The sequence below is a fragment of the Deinococcota bacterium genome (assembly GCA_030858465.1).
In the GTDB taxonomy this organism is placed as follows: Bacteria; Deinococcota; Deinococci; order Deinococcales; family Trueperaceae; genus JALZLY01.
Window position 1 is genome coordinate 1 of sequence record JALZLY010000255.1, and the last position, 14522, is coordinate 14522.

General features: G+C 65.6%; 14 protein-coding genes. 5 read left to right on the forward strand and 9 right to left on the reverse strand.

The genetic code is table 11. From position 1 onward, the window contains the following. On the reverse strand, positions 1–277 hold a 277-nt coding region (locus M3498_12775; GenBank protein MDQ3460156.1), incomplete at its 3' end, for a hypothetical protein. A 276-nt stretch (positions 278–553) separates the two neighbouring features. On the opposite strand from M3498_12775, the gene M3498_12780 reads away from it, so the two are divergent. Next, complete coding sequence (locus M3498_12780) at positions 554–1246, forward strand: zinc metallopeptidase (protein MDQ3460157.1); 693 nt, start codon at positions 554–556, stop codon at positions 1244–1246. Positions 1247–1251: 5 nt separating this feature from the next. On the opposite strand, the gene M3498_12785 is transcribed toward M3498_12780, so the two are convergent. Beyond that, positions 1252–1734, reverse strand: coding sequence for an antitoxin (locus tag M3498_12785; GenBank protein MDQ3460158.1), 483 nt, complete (start codon positions 1732–1734; stop codon positions 1252–1254). After that, positions 1724–2074 (reverse strand): nucleotidyltransferase domain-containing protein, encoded by a 351-nt coding sequence (locus M3498_12790; GenBank protein ID MDQ3460159.1) that lies wholly within the window; start codon positions 2072–2074, stop codon positions 1724–1726. Before M3498_12790 ends, M3498_12785 begins: the two co-directional genes overlap by 11 nt. 99 nt (positions 2075–2173) lie before the next feature. Between M3498_12790 and uvrC the strand changes: the two genes are divergently transcribed. Beyond that, the gene (uvrC, locus tag M3498_12795) at positions 2174–3964 is read left to right on the forward strand and encodes an excinuclease ABC subunit UvrC (GenBank protein ID MDQ3460160.1); all 1791 of its coding nucleotides are present in this window, start codon (positions 2174–2176) and stop codon (positions 3962–3964) included. Between the two features lie 118 nt (positions 3965–4082). Here uvrC and rpoD read toward each other — a convergent pair whose 3' ends face one another. The 3 genes from rpoD to M3498_12810 all read right to left on the reverse strand — a co-directional run bounded on the left by rpoD (position 4083) and on the right by M3498_12810 (position 7508). Beyond that, positions 4083–5393 carry an RNA polymerase sigma factor RpoD gene (gene rpoD, locus M3498_12800; GenBank protein MDQ3460161.1) on the reverse strand — a complete coding sequence of 437 codons (1311 nt, stop codon included), beginning with the start codon at positions 5391–5393 and terminating at the stop codon, positions 4083–4085. Positions 5394–5896: 503 nt separating this feature from the next. Next, on the reverse strand, positions 5897–7099 hold the full coding sequence (locus M3498_12805; protein MDQ3460162.1) for a zinc-dependent metalloprotease: 1203 nt from the start codon (positions 7097–7099) through the stop codon (positions 5897–5899). Between the two features lie 142 nt (positions 7100–7241). Continuing rightward, on the reverse strand, positions 7242–7508 hold the full coding sequence (locus M3498_12810; protein MDQ3460163.1) for an LPXTG cell wall anchor domain-containing protein: 267 nt from the start codon (positions 7506–7508) through the stop codon (positions 7242–7244). Positions 7509–7725: 217 nt separating this feature from the next. Between M3498_12810 and M3498_12815 the strand changes: the two genes are divergently transcribed. Further along, positions 7726–7878, forward strand: a complete 153-nt coding sequence (locus M3498_12815; protein ID MDQ3460164.1) for a hypothetical protein — start codon at positions 7726–7728, stop codon at positions 7876–7878. Here M3498_12815 and ftsE read toward each other — a convergent pair. The 3 genes from ftsE to gyrA form a co-directional block, all read right to left on the reverse strand. After that, the gene (gene ftsE / locus M3498_12820; GenBank protein ID MDQ3460165.1) at positions 7866–8546 is read right to left on the reverse strand and encodes a cell division ATP-binding protein FtsE; all 681 of its coding nucleotides are present in this window, start codon (positions 8544–8546) and stop codon (positions 7866–7868) included. The two genes, M3498_12815 and ftsE, sit on opposite strands and share 13 nt — an antisense overlap. 46 nt (positions 8547–8592) lie before the next feature. Then, complete coding sequence (locus tag M3498_12825; GenBank protein MDQ3460166.1) at positions 8593–9465, reverse strand: nucleoside hydrolase; 873 nt, start codon at positions 9463–9465, stop codon at positions 8593–8595. A 191-nt stretch (positions 9466–9656) separates the two neighbouring features. Further along, on the reverse strand, positions 9657–12899 hold the full coding sequence (gyrA, locus tag M3498_12830; protein MDQ3460167.1) for a DNA gyrase subunit A: 3243 nt from the start codon (positions 12897–12899) through the stop codon (positions 9657–9659). A 231-nt stretch (positions 12900–13130) separates the two neighbouring features. Here gyrA and M3498_12835 point away from each other — a divergent pair, with 231 nt between their 5' ends. Then, positions 13131–13784, forward strand: coding sequence for a class I SAM-dependent methyltransferase (locus M3498_12835; protein MDQ3460168.1), 654 nt, complete (start codon positions 13131–13133; stop codon positions 13782–13784). 57 nt (positions 13785–13841) lie between these two features. Further along, the coding region (locus M3498_12840) for a hypothetical protein (protein ID MDQ3460169.1) at positions 13842–14522 on the forward strand (681 nt) is incomplete at its 3' end.

The following is a 14522-nucleotide window of genomic DNA, read 5'->3' on the forward strand; positions in this document are numbered from 1 at the left end:
GGGCGCGGGTGACTTTGCGTTCATAAATAGCGTCGGCCAAGTACCTGTCGTGATTGATGCTCACATCGCTCGCGGCGCTTCCTTCATCAGAAACTGTGATAGTGAGGGGTCCGCTGGCAGGGCGGACGTCATACTCAGCCCACTTCTGATTTTCCAGGTACTCATCTAAGGCGACCTGCACGACCGTGCTGAGGCTCGGCGGGGTACGTTGCCCTTTCAGGTAGGCGTTGAGCTTTTGCTCGAGCTCATCAGGGAAGGTGATGGTCGCGCGTTTCATAGCTTAGCCTATCCCTATGTTTGCACCAGCTGGTGAGAATGGTGCTTATATGGCGCTCCAACGGACCGTGACGATGTTCACGGGCCAGGTGATCGAGATCCTGGAGACGCCTGAGTCCATGATGCTGGACTAGGGTACGGCCGTCAGGGGCGAGGCACTGGGGATCGTGTTCGCCCGTTTAGGGCTTGAGCAACCCCTGTCGGTTACAGTTAGGGGAAACGGCTCGCGGGCTCGCGCCGTTCTAAGGATGTCGCACTTCATGAGGAGGCTCAGGTCATGATCACCTATTATCTTATCGGCGGGGTCGCCTTTGTCGTGACCATGCTCATCCAGTCCTGGCTGAAGAGCACCTACAGCAAGTGGACGCGGGTGGGCAACGCCGCCGGGCTGACGGGCGCGCAGACGGCCCGCGCGATTCTCAACGCCAACGGCCTGCCAGAGGTCAAGGTCGAGGCTGTCAAGGGCCAGCTCACCGACCACTATGACCCCAGGTCGCGCACGGTCAGGCTCTCCGAGGGCAACTACGGCCACGCCAATGTCGCCGGTCTGGCCGTCGCCGCGCACGAGGTCGGCCACGCCATCCAGCACGCCCAGGCCTACGCGCCGCTGCGCTTTCGCGCGGCCCTGGTGCCCGTCGCCAACATCGGCTCGCAGTTCGGCCCGATGCTGGCTATCTTCGGCATCTTCTTGGGCGCGGGCGCCGAGGCCGGCGGCGCCGGCGGGCTCCTCTTGCAGGTAGGCATCTTTCTCTTCGCGGGCGCGGTGCTCTTTCATCTCGTCACCCTGCCCGTCGAGTTCGACGCCTCGCGGCGCGCGCTCGCGCAGCTTCAGACGATGGGTCTGGTCACCCGTCAGGACGCGGGCGGGGCCAAGGCGGTCTTGACCGCCGCCGCCATGACCTACGTCGCCGCCGCCGCGACCGCGATCGCCTACCTCATCTACTTTATCCTGGCCTCGAGGCGGCGCTAGGACGCTCAGGCGTCCAGGTCCTCGAGCCCACCCAAAAATACCTCCACCTGCTCGCGTAGCAAGCTGGCGGCACGGTCCAACTTGCTGGCGACCAACCGCTCCCTTTCCCAGTCGAGCTCGAAGGTGTAGGAGTGGCGAAAGACGTGTCTGAAGTCGCGAAAGTCGTTGAGCAGCGCGTAGAGTTCCTCGTCGATCAGCGCCGGACGGTAGCCGGGCAGCTCGAGTTTCATGCGCTTCAAGAGATCGCGGTGCCAACCGTCCGCGTCTAGGTCGTTCTCGAAAAAGCGCGCGACGGCTCGAAAGATGTTCTCGCAGCCGTTGTAGAAGCTGTGCAGGTAGTAGCCTAGCGCCGCCCGGTCATAAAATGGCACCTCGTCCGGGGTTTTGGCGAGCATCGGTGTAAGCGCGGCGAACGTCTGCCGGAGCTGCTCGAGCTTGGCGAGCTCGTCGCGCACGTCGGCCTTGAGCAGCTCGAGGCTAGGCTTCATAGAGATCCTCATAGATGACCTCGCCCCGGCTCAGAACCTTCTCCACAAAGCCGGGGTCGTCGTCCTGGCTGTGGAGGTCGACGGGGTAGGCCAAGCTTTCTTCCAGCTCGCGTTTGAAGTCCCAGTACTGCGCCGCGGCGAGGGGCAAGACCAGCAGGTCGATGTCCGAGCCAGCGCGGCTCCTGCCCGCGGCCACGGAGCCGAAGAGCACCGCCTTGCGGACGCCGAAGCGCGCGAAGAGGGGCTTGGCTCGAGTGAGTGCTGCTCGGCGCGCCGCGGCCTCGCGCTTTTGCCCCTGCGCCTCGAGCTGCCACCTGGCTTTGAGTTTGTCGAAGGTCATGGCGAATCCTGTGACCAGCTTACACCGCCGATGGATCGCTCGAGCCTCCGTCCCCTCGAGCACGCTTGCTCCTCATCCGGCGCGGTAAAATCGGGTCTTGTGACGCTCAAGGATCTGCCCGTCTTGCCCAACCAGCCCGGTTGCTACCTCTGGTACGACGCTGCGGGCACCGTCATCTACGTCGGCAAGGCCGTCAACCTGCGCAGCCGGGTGCGCAGCTACTTTAACGACGCCAAGGGCCAGAAGAGCACCCTGATAAGGCAAAAGGCGGCGCGCCTCGAGTTCATCGTCACCCAGAGCGAGGTCGAGGCGCTGATCCTCGAGGCCAACCTGATCAAGCGCTACAAGCCGCACTACAACGTGCTCCTAAAGGACGACAAGAGCTACCCTTTCCTGAAGCTCACCAAGGAGGATTTTCCCATTCTCCTCTTTACCCGGCGGGTCATCAAGGACGGCGCCCAGTACTTCGGCCCCTACCCCAACGCGAGCGCGGTCCGGCAGGTGCAGAACCTGATCGCCTCGATCTTTCCGCTCAGGCAAAACAGCGGCGTGCCCCTGCAAGGGCGCAAGAAGCCCTGCCTGCGGTTTCATATGGGCCGCTGTCTGGCGCCCTGCATAGACGAGGTGTCCAAGGAGGACTACGCCCAGGTGGTCGAGGGGGTGCGGGCCTTTTTGGAGGGCCGGATCGAGGACACCATGGGCATGCTCAAGGGACAGATGGCGGCGGCGGCACAGCGGCAGGACTTCGAGCTGGCGAGCAAGTACCGCGACCGCATCCAGGCGGTCGAGCGCCTGACCGGCTACGACTCGAACGTCATGCACGGCGCCGAGGAGAACCTGGACTTTTTGGGTCTGGCCCAGGCCGGCAACTACGCCATGGTGCAGATCTTCCAGCTGCGGCGCGGGCGCGTCATCGGCCGCGACAAGCGCTTCTTGACCAACGCCGAGACGGCGACAGCGGGCGAAGTCCTCGAGGCTTTCATGGCCGACTACTACGGCCAGGCGATGCAGATTCCCCCGCTCGTGCTGGTGCCCGAGGCTGGCCTGGGGCGCGGGGTCTGGGAGGCCTTCTTGAGCGAACGCGCGGGGCGCCGAGTCGAGCTGCGCGCGCCCCGTCGCGGCGACAAGCTCGAGTTCCTGGGCTTAGCCGAACGCAACGCGCGCACCGGGCTCGAGGCCGAGCTGGCCCTCTTGGAGCGTCGCGGCGACGCCCCCGGTGTGGGGGAGCTTCAGCGCGTCGCCGAGCTGGAGAATCCGCCCTACCGCACCGAAGGCTACGACATCTCCAACCTGATGGGCACGCACACCGTCGCCAGCATCGTGGTCTTCGAGGGCGGGCGGGCGCGAAAGTCCGAGTACAAGCGCGTCAACATCCGCGGGCTGGAAAAGCCCGACGACTATTGCGCCATGCACCAGATCATCACCCGGCGCTTTACGGGCGCCCTGGCCGACAAGATGGCCCTGCCCGACCTCATCCTCATCGACGGGGGCAAGGGCCAGGTGAGCGCGGCGCGGCGGGCGCTCACCGAGGTGGGGCTCGACGTCCCCCTGCTCGGCCTGGCCAAAAAGCAGGAGACCATCATCCGCGAGGGCGGCCCCGACATCGTCTTGCCCGAGACGCACCCGGCCCTGCGCCTCCTCATCAACATCCGCGACGAGGCGCACCGCGTGGCCGTGGGCTATAACCGCCAGCGGCGCGGCAAGGCGATGACGCGGAGCATCCTAGACGACATCCCCGGCATCGGCCCCAGGCGCCGCGACGCGCTCTTGGCGCACTTCTCGAGCGTGGACCAGCTTAGGGAGGCCGGCTTAGACGAGCTCGCCCGCATTCCCGGGGTGGGGCGGGCGGCGGCGGCGGCGGTGAAGGATTTTTTTGGGGCGCCAGGCTGATGGACGTTGCTTCTACACTTCTACAGGGCGGTCCGCAGCCACCTTCTTTATGGGCCTCACACCGCTAACGAATGGCTGGATTGGCTGGCGGTGTGAGGCCCCAGACCTCTTGCCAAGCTCAGTCCAGGAAGTCTCGCAGCTTGTGGTTGCGGGTCTCGTGGTACTTGAGCTTGCGCAGCGCCTTGTTCTCGATCTGGCGGATCCGCTCGCGGGTCACGCCGAAGTGCTTGCCGACCTCCTCGAGGGTGTGTTCACGGCCGTCGACGAGCCCTTTGCGCAGCTTGAGCACGGTGGCCTCGCGCTCGCTCAGCTTCTCGAGCGCCCGCGCGAGTGCTTCGTTGAGCAAGGTCTTGCTGGCCGAGTCGAGAGGCGACTCGATACAGTCATCGGGAATGAAGTCGCCGTAAGAGGTCTCCTTTTCGTCGCCCACGGGGGTCTCGAGGGAGATCGGCTCGCGCGTGAGCAGGAGGACCTCTTCGACCTTGTCGGCGTTCCAGGCCGGCCCCATCACCTCGGAAATCTCGTCGAAGCTGGGCTCGCGGGCGAGTTCCTGGTGGAGGTCGCGGCTGGCGCGGCTCAGCTTGTTGACGGTTTCCACCATGTGCACGGGGATGCGGATGGTCCGCGACTGGTCGGCGATGGCGCGGTTGATGGCCTGACGGATCCACCAGGTCGCGTAAGTGCTGAACTTGTAGCGGCGGCGGTACTCGAACTTCTGGACGGCGCGGATCAGCCCCAGGTTGCCCTCCTGGATGAGATCCAGAAAGCTCATGCCGCGGTGGGTGTACTTTTTGGCGATCGAGACGACCAGGCGGAGGTTGGCCTCGATCAGCTCCTGACGCGCCCGCTCGCCCTCTTCCGCCACGCGCTTGAAGCCGCGCCCGGCCCGCTCGGACAAGGCGCCTTGGGTCAGGCGCTCCGCGGCGGCCTCACCCTCCTCGATGCGGCGCGCCAGCGAAATCTCCTCCTCGAGCTTTAGGAGCGCGACCCGGCCGATCTCCTGAAGGTACTGGCGCACGGGGTCGGTGAGGGTGATCCTGGCGGCCGCGGTTTCCGCTCGAGCCTCTGCCTCGCCGCGACCCGGCTCACCGTCATGGCCGCTGGGTACCTCATCGTCCAGGTCGTCGAGCACCTCGTCGGCCGCGAGGTCGGCGACGGCGATTCCTTCGCCGTCCAGCACCGCTACCAGGCGCTCGAAGTGCTCGGCATCGCGCGTCAGGCCGAGGAACTCGAGGGCATTGTCGAGGGCGAGGTCGATCGCCTCGGTGTCGAGCGATCCCTCTTCGTGGCCTAGCGTGATCAGCCCCTGAACGTCCGCTGTGTGGAACCAGGCGGGGAGCGCCGTCCGCTCCTGCGCACCCTCGCCGCTCTCCTGCTTCTCGCGCTGCGGCTCGGCTGCGAGCGCGGTTCTCTTGGCTGTTGCTTCCATAACGCCTCCTTCGGCTGGCTTTCAGGCTTGTTCTAGAACCGCAACCTCGGCCCTTGCCCACGTGCGCTGAAGCGGCCCATTTCCCAGGCGCGTTGGCGGTGGTTGCTCAAGCGGTGGTTGCTCAAGACGGTGGTTGCTCCAAACGGTGCGAATGCTGAGGGCGCGGGGCTACCACGGCCGCTGCACCGCGTCGGCACTGAAGCGTGTCTGCTGACGCGGCGTCTAAGAGGGCGTGGCGGCGCGCCTTGTAAACGACGCTAGGTACGGCGGTCCCAGTTTGAAGGACCGTATCCTCTACGACGACATCCTCTACGACGACATCCTCTACGACAAGGGGAAGCCAGCCGCTCCGGCTGGCAGAACAAGCCCTGGATGAGGCTCGAGGTAGCCTTGCTCCAGGACCACTATAGCACCTCTACGGCATCCCTACGGCATCTCCGGGTTGGGAGGCCAGCCGGCAGGCCTACAAGCAGGTCTACAAGAGGCGGTTCCCGCCCGGCCCTTTAGCCCTCTAGCCGCGCGATCCAGCGCTCTGGCGCGCGGATTTCGGCCAGCGTCGGCAGCCTCTCGGGCCCATCCCAGGCGCGGTTGGCAAAGGCGAGGCCGCGCGCCGCCGTGACCGCGCTCACAAAGGCCTCGCCCTCCTGGTACTGCGCCAGCTTCAGGTCCATGCCGGTGAGGCGGTCGAAGAGCTCGAGCAGGAGCGGCTTTGACCTTTCGCGCTCCTTCATCCGCCTGTCGATCTCGCCGTAGCTCGGCAGCAGCTCCCGGCCGATGGCCCGCATGAGGTGGTTCGAGTAGCCCTCGGACAAGGACATCAGCGCCTGGACCCGCTCGAAGAGGGGTTTTACCTCGGGCGAGAGTGCGCCCTCGAGCCAGTGGCGGCCCATCAGCCGGCCTTCGATGAGGCGCCCGGCAAACTGGGTCAGGCCGGCGTCCGGCCTCGACAGCTCGCCGGCGAGCGCCCTCAGCATCTGGCGCAGGAGGTCGCTGAAGTAGGGGCGCACCCAGGGGTAGGCCTCGAACTGAAAGACGTGGGTCACCTCATGGAGCGTGACCCACAGCCGGAGGTCCTCGCCCCTCAAGCCGAGTTGCGCGCCAAGGCGCGCGATGTTCGGCTCGACGAAGAGAAGCGCGCCTTGGCTGTCGGGGTCGGGGGAGAGCAGGCTCAGGTCGTACTGGCCGAGCACGCGCCGGGCCAAGACGCCGAACAGGACGCCGATCTGGGCTCCGGCCAGGCGGCCGCCCAGGAGCGCTGCCAGGGGAGGGCTTGGGTGGGCTCTCAGCCGGGTGAAGATATCCTCCAGGGGTTCTAAAAGCAGCGCGAGCGAGGCGAAGTTGGCCTCCAGCCAGTCGCGGCGGTCGACGACGTGGACCTCTTCGATGGGACGCGGCAGGCGCCTGCCCAGGTAGGCGGCGACGAGCGGCTCGCTGCGCGCGACCATCTCGCTGTACTGCCTCTGACGCAAGGCGCGGTCGGGAACCCCGGCTCCTTGCCAGCCCGAGACGCGCAAGGCCAGCCTGTGCGCCTGCTCCCAGTCAAGGTGCGGTGAGCTGCCGAGGTTGCGGCCGGCGCGCTCGGCGAGGGAGCGCGCGCCGTAGCCGGCGGCGACGCCGAGCGCAATCACCGCGCCCCAACGTGATAGTTTGCCCAAGGATAGGTTGCCTGATGGTGGCATGAGGACGTCCTTTCTGGACGCCAGCATAAGCTATTGTTCCGCGATCGGCGGTCTCGTTGCGGTGCACTGGCCACTCGCGGCCTCTGGCACCGAACAATAGCAATGACAAGAGGCCGGTGAGGTATCTCACCCGCCTCTTGTGCGGTTTGCAACGCCGGCCTCGTCTGGCTCAGGTTCTAGGGCGAGTTTCGGTTCTGGGACGGGTATCCGCTTCATTCTTGCGGCGTCCCAACAGGCCGCCCAGGCCAAGGAGCCCTATCAGACCGATCCAGCCCCAGTTATTGTCCCGCGTCTGTGTGGTCACCGGCTGCGTGGTCGTCACCGGCTCCGTGGTGCCCGCGGGCGGTGTGGCCTGAGCAGACGCCACGGCTCCAAAGAGCAGGCTTGCGCTCAGGATGCCGACCGTTATCAGCTTGCGAAAATCGGTGGGTTTCATATCGAACCTCCTGCATGAACAACTCGTAATGCCGATGAGTACCATACAGCATTATTATCGCTCTCGGAGGTTACCGAATTCTTATCCAGTTCCAGTCGAAATGATCGGTAGTGCTGAGTCGTGGTGCGTCTCGCGGTGAGTCGCGTGGAGATGTGACTCGGTCGTCGCCGTGCTGGCGCGGGGCTGGTGGCCGGGCCGCCGCAGCCGCCTTCAGCCTTTGCGGCCCTCATCCGCGGCGCCCGCGCCGGCCCCTGGCAGCCTTTCCACCGCCAGGCTCGAGGCGGACAGCCTCGTAGTCCTGGAGGCGGACGGCCTCGTAGTCCTGGCGGCGGGCGCCGCGGTAGTCCAGTACGGCCACTACAGCGAGTAGCCGCCCACCTCGTCGTCGCGCACGATCTGGCCGTTGCGTAAGACGATGGTGCGGCGCCTCAGCTGATCGACGAGGTCCTTGGAGTGCGTCGCCAGGAGAATGGTGGTGCCGCGGATGTTTAAGTCGTTCAAAAGTTCGAGGATCTCCCAGCTGGTATCGGGATCCAAGTTGCCCGTCGGCTCGTCGCAGAGCAAGAGGGGCGGGTTGGTGACCAGCGCCCGGCCGATGGCGACGCGCTGCTGCTCGCCCAGGGACAGCTCGATGGGGTAGGCCTTGCGCTTGTGCGCCAAGGAGACCTGGCGAAGGATGGTCATGGCGCGCTGCTCCAAGTTGCCCTTTTCCCCCGTCGCCCTGAGCGCGAAGGTGAGGTTCTCCAGGGCCGAGTAGTGGGCGAGGAGGCGGTGGTCTTGAAAGACCATGCCGATCTTGCGGCGCATGTAGGGCAGGTGGCCCTCGCGCACCTTGCTGAGGTCCTGCCCGGCGATGTAGATGCTGCCCTCGGTCGGGGTGATGCGCCGCAAGATGAGCCCCAGGAGCGTGGACTTGCCCGCCCCGGAGTGCCCGGTGATGTAGGCGAACTCACCCTTGTCGATTTTAAAGTCGATGTCCTTGAGCGCGTGCGTGTGCGTGCGCGAGTAGGTCTTGGTGACGTGGTGAAAATGAATCATCGTCGGCCCCTTTGCGGATAGGTTATATCACCCCGCCCGGCTCGGGTCAGGCCCAGCTGCGGAGCGCCTCCTCGAGCAGCCCCAAGACGGCCTCCGCGTCGGCGCCGTAAGCAACCTGGACGTTGGGCCGCCTCTGCCCTTTGACGCCGCGCTCGTCTACTAAGGTCATGCCGCGGGTGTGCTCGCCGCGCAGCTCGATAGCCACGCGCCGCGGCGCGAAGGTGAAGAGCTCGGGATGGCTGAGGGCGAGAACCGCGCAGGGGTCGTGGAGCGGGCCTCGCTGCCGACCGGAAAACTTTTTGGCGTAAGCGTTGCCGTAGAACTCGAGCAGGTCGGCGACGAAGACGGCCGCCCGGCCACCAAAGGCCCGCCAGCGGAGGGTGTGCTCAGGCGTGACCATGACCTGGTGCGTGACGTTGAGGCCGCACATCATGAGCGGCACCCCGCAGCTGAAGACGATGTCGGCGGCTTCGGGGTCGAAGAAGATGTTGAACTCGGCGGCCGGCGTGACGTTGCCGAAGCTGGCGCTGCCACCCATGAGGCTGATACCCTTGAGCCTCTTGGCGATGTCGGGCGCGCAGCGCAGGGCCAGGGCCAGGTTGGTCAGCGGCCCGGTCGCCACGAGGTAGAGGTCGCCATACCTCCTCGCGCTGTCGATGATAAAACCCACCGCGTCACGGCTGGCGACCTCGCGCCCCAGTTCGGGCAGTGCGGGGCCGTCCAGGCCGGTATTGCCGTGGATGAACTGGGCGTGCTTGGGCTCGCTCAGGAGCGGCCTGGCGGCGCCGGCGTGAACGGGCACCTCGAGGCCGAAAATCTGGCAGGTGACGAGCGCGTTCCTGGTGGTGAGATCCAGCGCGACGTTGCCGCTCACCGTGGTGACGCCCACCAGTTCGCAGTGTAGGGCGGCCATGAGCATGGCGACCGCGTCGTCGTGACCGGGATCGCAGTCGAGAAGGACACGCGGCTTCCTTCTGACCGCTGAGGTTGTTCTGGTCTTTGCGATGGTGACGCTCCCTCTATGCGGGGTCTAGGGGCTAGGTTCTGGGGTTTTGACTTTTCCCTAGCCCCTGACCCCTGACCCCTGACCCCTGACTCCTGACCCCTGTCTCACCCTACCAGCGCTTCGGCGCTGACGGTGGCGTCCGCGTCCTTGTCGAGGGCTTCCTCGGGCAGCATCACCATCGCCGAGACGACCCGGTCGTCCTCACCCAGCCGCATGATGGTGACGCCCTGCGACGAGCGGCCATAGGTGCTGACCTGTGAGACCCGGGTGCGGATCAGGACGCCGCCCTCGGACAGGACCAGGAGCTCCTCGTCGCCCGCCACGTTGGCGAGGCTGACCAGGCCGCCGGTCTTGTCGGTCACCCTGAGCGTGATCACGCCCTGGCCGCCGCGGCCCTGCACGGGATACTCGCCCAAGGAGGTGCGCTTGCCGAAGCCGTGCTCGGAGACCGCCAGGAGTTCGGCGCTGTCGAGTCGCTCTTCGCTCACTACCGTCATGCTGATGAGCACGTCGCCCCGCTTGAGGCGGATGCCCCTGACGCCCTGGGTGGCGCGGCCGGTGTCGCGAACTTCGCTCTCGTCGAAGCGGATGGCCTGGCCGTCGCGGCTGGCCACGATCACATGGGAAGTGCCGCTGGTCACGCGCACCGCCACCAGCTCGTCGCCGTCCATCAGGTTGAGGGCGATCAGGCCCGAGGCGTTGATGTTGCCGTACTCGCGGATCGCCGTCTTCTTGACCATGCCCTGGCGGGTGGCGAAGACGAAGTAGCCGTCGGCGTCGAAGCTCTTGACCGACAAGACCGTCTCGACGTTTTCGTCGCCCTCTAAGGGCAGGATGTTGCGCAGGTGTGCGCCGCGCGCGGCGCGCTCGGCCTCGGGCAGGTCGTAGATCTTCTCGCGGTAGACCCGGCCCCGGTCGGTGAAGAAGAGCAGGTAGTCGTGGGTCGAGCCCACGATCATCAGCGAGTTGAAGTCGTCCTCTTTTTGCTTCTGGGCGCTCACCCCGCGGCCGCCGCGAGCCTGGGCGCGGTAGCTCGTCAGGGCGGTGCGCTTGATGTAGCCGCCCTTGGTCAAGGTCACGACCATCTCCTCCTCGGCGATCAGGTCCTCCTTGCTGATGTCGCCCTCCAAGTCGCTGATCTGGGTGCGGCGCGGGTCGCTGAAGCGCTTCTTGATGTCCTTCAGCTCGCTTCTGATGACCCGCCACAGTTCCCCTTCGTCGTTCAGGATGGTCTGCAGGTAGGCGATCGTCTCCATCAGCTCGCGGTACTCGGCCTGGACCTTTTCGCGCTCCAAGCCGGTCAGGCGCTGCAAACGCATGTCGAGCACGGCCTGGGCTTGCGCGTCCGAAAGGCTGAACTCGCCCCTCAGGCCGGTCTTGGCCTCGGGGCCGTCCTTTGACGCCCGGATCAGGGCGATGACCTCGTCCATGCGGTCGAGGGCAATGAGATAGCCCTCCAGGATGTGCGCCCGCTCTCTCGCCTTGCGCAGCTCAAAGCGGGTGCGCCGGCGCACCACGTCGGCGCGGTGATCCAGGAACAGCCGGAGCGACTCCAGGAGCGGCAAGACCCTGGGCGAGCGGCCCACGATGGCTAAGTTGTTGACGCTGAAGGTCGTCTGGAGCTGGGTGTACTTGTAGAGCTGGTTCAAGACGAGTTCGGGGTGCGCGCCGCGCTTCAGTTCAAAGACGATGCGCATGCCCTGGCGGTCGGACTCGTCGCGCAGGTTGGAGATGTCCTCGATCTTCTTGGCACGCACCAGGCTGGCGACGGTCTGGATCAGGCTGGTCTTGTTGACCTGGTAGGGGATCTCGGTGACGACGATCGAGTGGCGGTTGTTGCGCTCCTCGAAGCGGACTCTGCCGCGCAGCTTGATGCCGCCCCGGCCCGTCTCCAGGGCCTGGCGGATGCCCGCGCGGCTCATGATGCCGCCGGTGGGGAAGTCGGGGCCCTTCACGAACTGCATGATCTCGTCGAGGCTGACCTCGGGCTTGTCGATCATGGCGACGAGGCCGTCGACGATCTCGGTCAAATTGTGCGGCGCGATGTTGGTCGCCATGCCCACGGCGATGCCCGAGGCGCCGTTGATGAGCATGTTGGGCACCGCCGAGGGCAGGACCTCGGGCTCCTCGGTGGTCTCGTCGAAGTTGGGCCTGAAGTCGACCGTTTCCTTGTCGATATCGGCTAAGAGCACCTCGGCGACCTGCGTCATGCGCGCCTCGGTGTAGCGGTAGGCGGCCGCTGGATCGCCGTCGATGCTGTTATGGACCACGCAGCCGTTGGCGAGCATGAAGTTGTGATGCTCATCGACGGTAATATCGTACACGTCCTCCCGCTCGCTAAGCACCCTGATGCCGACCACGCGGTGGTTATGGGTGGAGGCCACCTCGAGCACCTCGGGATTTTGTGCATAATAACGCCGCACGCCCTCGCGTTGCGCCTGACGGAAACCCTCGTCTTGCCATAGAGCAGCGAGATGTTCACCGTGCAGGTGCATGTGCTCGAGCCAGCTCAAGCGCTCGATGTTGCCGGGACGGTTGTCGAACCTGTTGAAGTTCTTGTGGTGCCGCAGGTACGGCCCCCGGCGCCCCTCCCCCTGATGCTTTTCGCTATAGGTTTCGTTGTAGGCGTCGGCGAGGTGATGCACAAACTCGTACTCACCCGTGCGGGGCTGTAAGACGCGCAAGTAGTCGTTGGTGTTGGGATTGATGGGGGCGCTGTCGAAGTAGCCCGCCATCAGGCTGTCGTCGACGCTGAGATGCTGCGCTTCCTTGTAGCTGCCGTCTCGCAGCATAAACTTGTGGTCGGGTGTGCAGCGTACGGCCGATCCGTCATCGAAGGTGAGCTCGATGAGTTCGGCCTGTTGTCTGGTGATGCGGGCGTAACGGCCTTCCCCTACAACAACGCGACCTTTGGCATCGACCGAATAGACGTAGAAGACTTCATCGGACGGCAACGCGGCGAGTTCGGCAAAACTGCGTTCGGTGCCGTCCAGCAGTTTGATCTTGGTGTCGGCCGTAAAGCAACCGAAGTTGCCCTGGCCGTCGATCAGCGGATATCTCAGGTTCCAGCCCTGCGCCATTCTGACCATGGCGTCGTAGATGGCGCTGTCGCCGTGCGGGTGGTACTTCTTGATGACCTCGCCGACCACCCCGGCCGACTTGGAGTGCTTGCGGTTGCTCGCCAAGCCCTCCTGGTGCATGGCGTAGAGGATGCGGCGCTGCACCGGCTTCAAACCGTCGCGCACGTCGGGCAGGGCGCGGTCGACGATGACCGACATGGCGTAGTTGATAAAGCTCGTTTTTATCTCGTCGGTAATGGCTACCGGGACGACGTGTCCTTCGTTCAAGGTGAGGCCTCCCTGGGCTCGAGGGTGGTGCGATAGCTGGGCGCTTCGGGCCCGTCGAAAACAGTCCAGAATACCATCCAGGGCGCGACAAAGGTAAGGATGGAGGACATCAGGACATGCGCTTGAGAGCCGGATAAGAATTTCGTTACTCGGCAGCGATTAGAGTAAAACCTTAGCGCAAAAGTAGCATAGCTCGCAGCCAGCGCGCGCCTGAGCGGGCAAGCTAAGCGCATGAGCCAGCTCTATCCTGAATTTTTTCAGCGCCTCGATGAGAGTCCCGACGCGGGTTTCTACGCCCAGCCGCGCTTGCTGACCCACATCGGCGAAGCGGCGTCGCGGGCTGCTGGGGTGCTCTACGACCGCCTGCTTCCGGACGGCCACGTGCTCGACCTGATGGCCTCTTACTACTCGCACCTGCCGCCCCGGTTCGAGCGCGTCACCGGCCTCGGGCTCAACGAGGTCGAGATGGAGCGCAACCCGACCATCACCGGCGCTGTGGTCCGCGACATCAACCGCGAGCCTAGCTTGCCCTTTGCCTCCTCGAGCTTCGACGCTGCGGTGTGTACGGTGAGCGTCCAGTACCTTACCAGGCCCCTCGAGGTCTTTGCCGAGGTGGCGCGCCTCCTCAAGCCGGGGGCGCCTTTCGTCGTGGCCTTCTCGAACCGGATGTTTCCGACCAAGGCCGTCCTGGCCTGGCGCACCTCCGACGACGCCGCCCACGTCCGCCTGGTCAGACACTACTTTACGGCCACGGACGGCTACGGCAAGGTCTGCTCCGAGAACTGCAGCCCCGAGGCTGGCGATCCGCTCTATGCCTGCTGGGCGTATAAAGAGCGGGGTTGCGGGCAAAGGACTGAAGAGAAAGGGCTGGGAGGACAGGACTAGGGGCAAAGGACTGGAGACTGAGTCGTCGCGCTCGGTCCGGCGTAAGCTTGAGACGTCATGGTTCTTACCCTTCTCTCCAATGGCCACGGTGAGGACGTCATCGGCGCCCGACTGCTCGAGTCGCTCCGTTCCCGTCTGCCCGGCTATGCCTTTCAGGCCTTTCCGACCGTGGACCGCGGCGAGGCCTATGAGCCCCTGGGCGTGCCCATCCTGGGGCCCCGCCAGGTGATGCCGAGCGGCGGTTTCCTGCTGCACCATCCCCGCCTCTTCGCGGACGACCTGCGGGCGGGCTTTCTGGCGATGACCTGGCGGCAGGGAACCGCGCTCCGCGCGCTCGAGACCGACGTGCTCGTCACCGTCGGCGACATCTACGCGCTGTTCTTGTCCCGGCTGGTGCGCGCCAGGCGCCGCTTCGCCGTGCAGCCGCTCATCTCGGCCCATCACGCGGCGGGCCGCTCGAGCTTGAGCAGCCTGGCGCGGCCCGCCCGTCACTTCATGGAGCGCTTCAGCGCGGCGGAAAAACGGCTTCTGCGCGCCGTTGAGCAGGTCTATGTCCGCGACGCGCCGACCGCGCGGCTGCTGCAAGAGGCCGGGCTCGGCAACGTCAGCGCGCTCGGCAACCCCATGCTCGACGCGCTCAGCGGCGCAGCGCCGCTGCTCGGCCTGGACCTCGGGCCGCCCGTCGTCGCCCTCTTGCCCGGCAGCCGCGGGCACGCGCCGCGCGCGCTGGCGCTGATG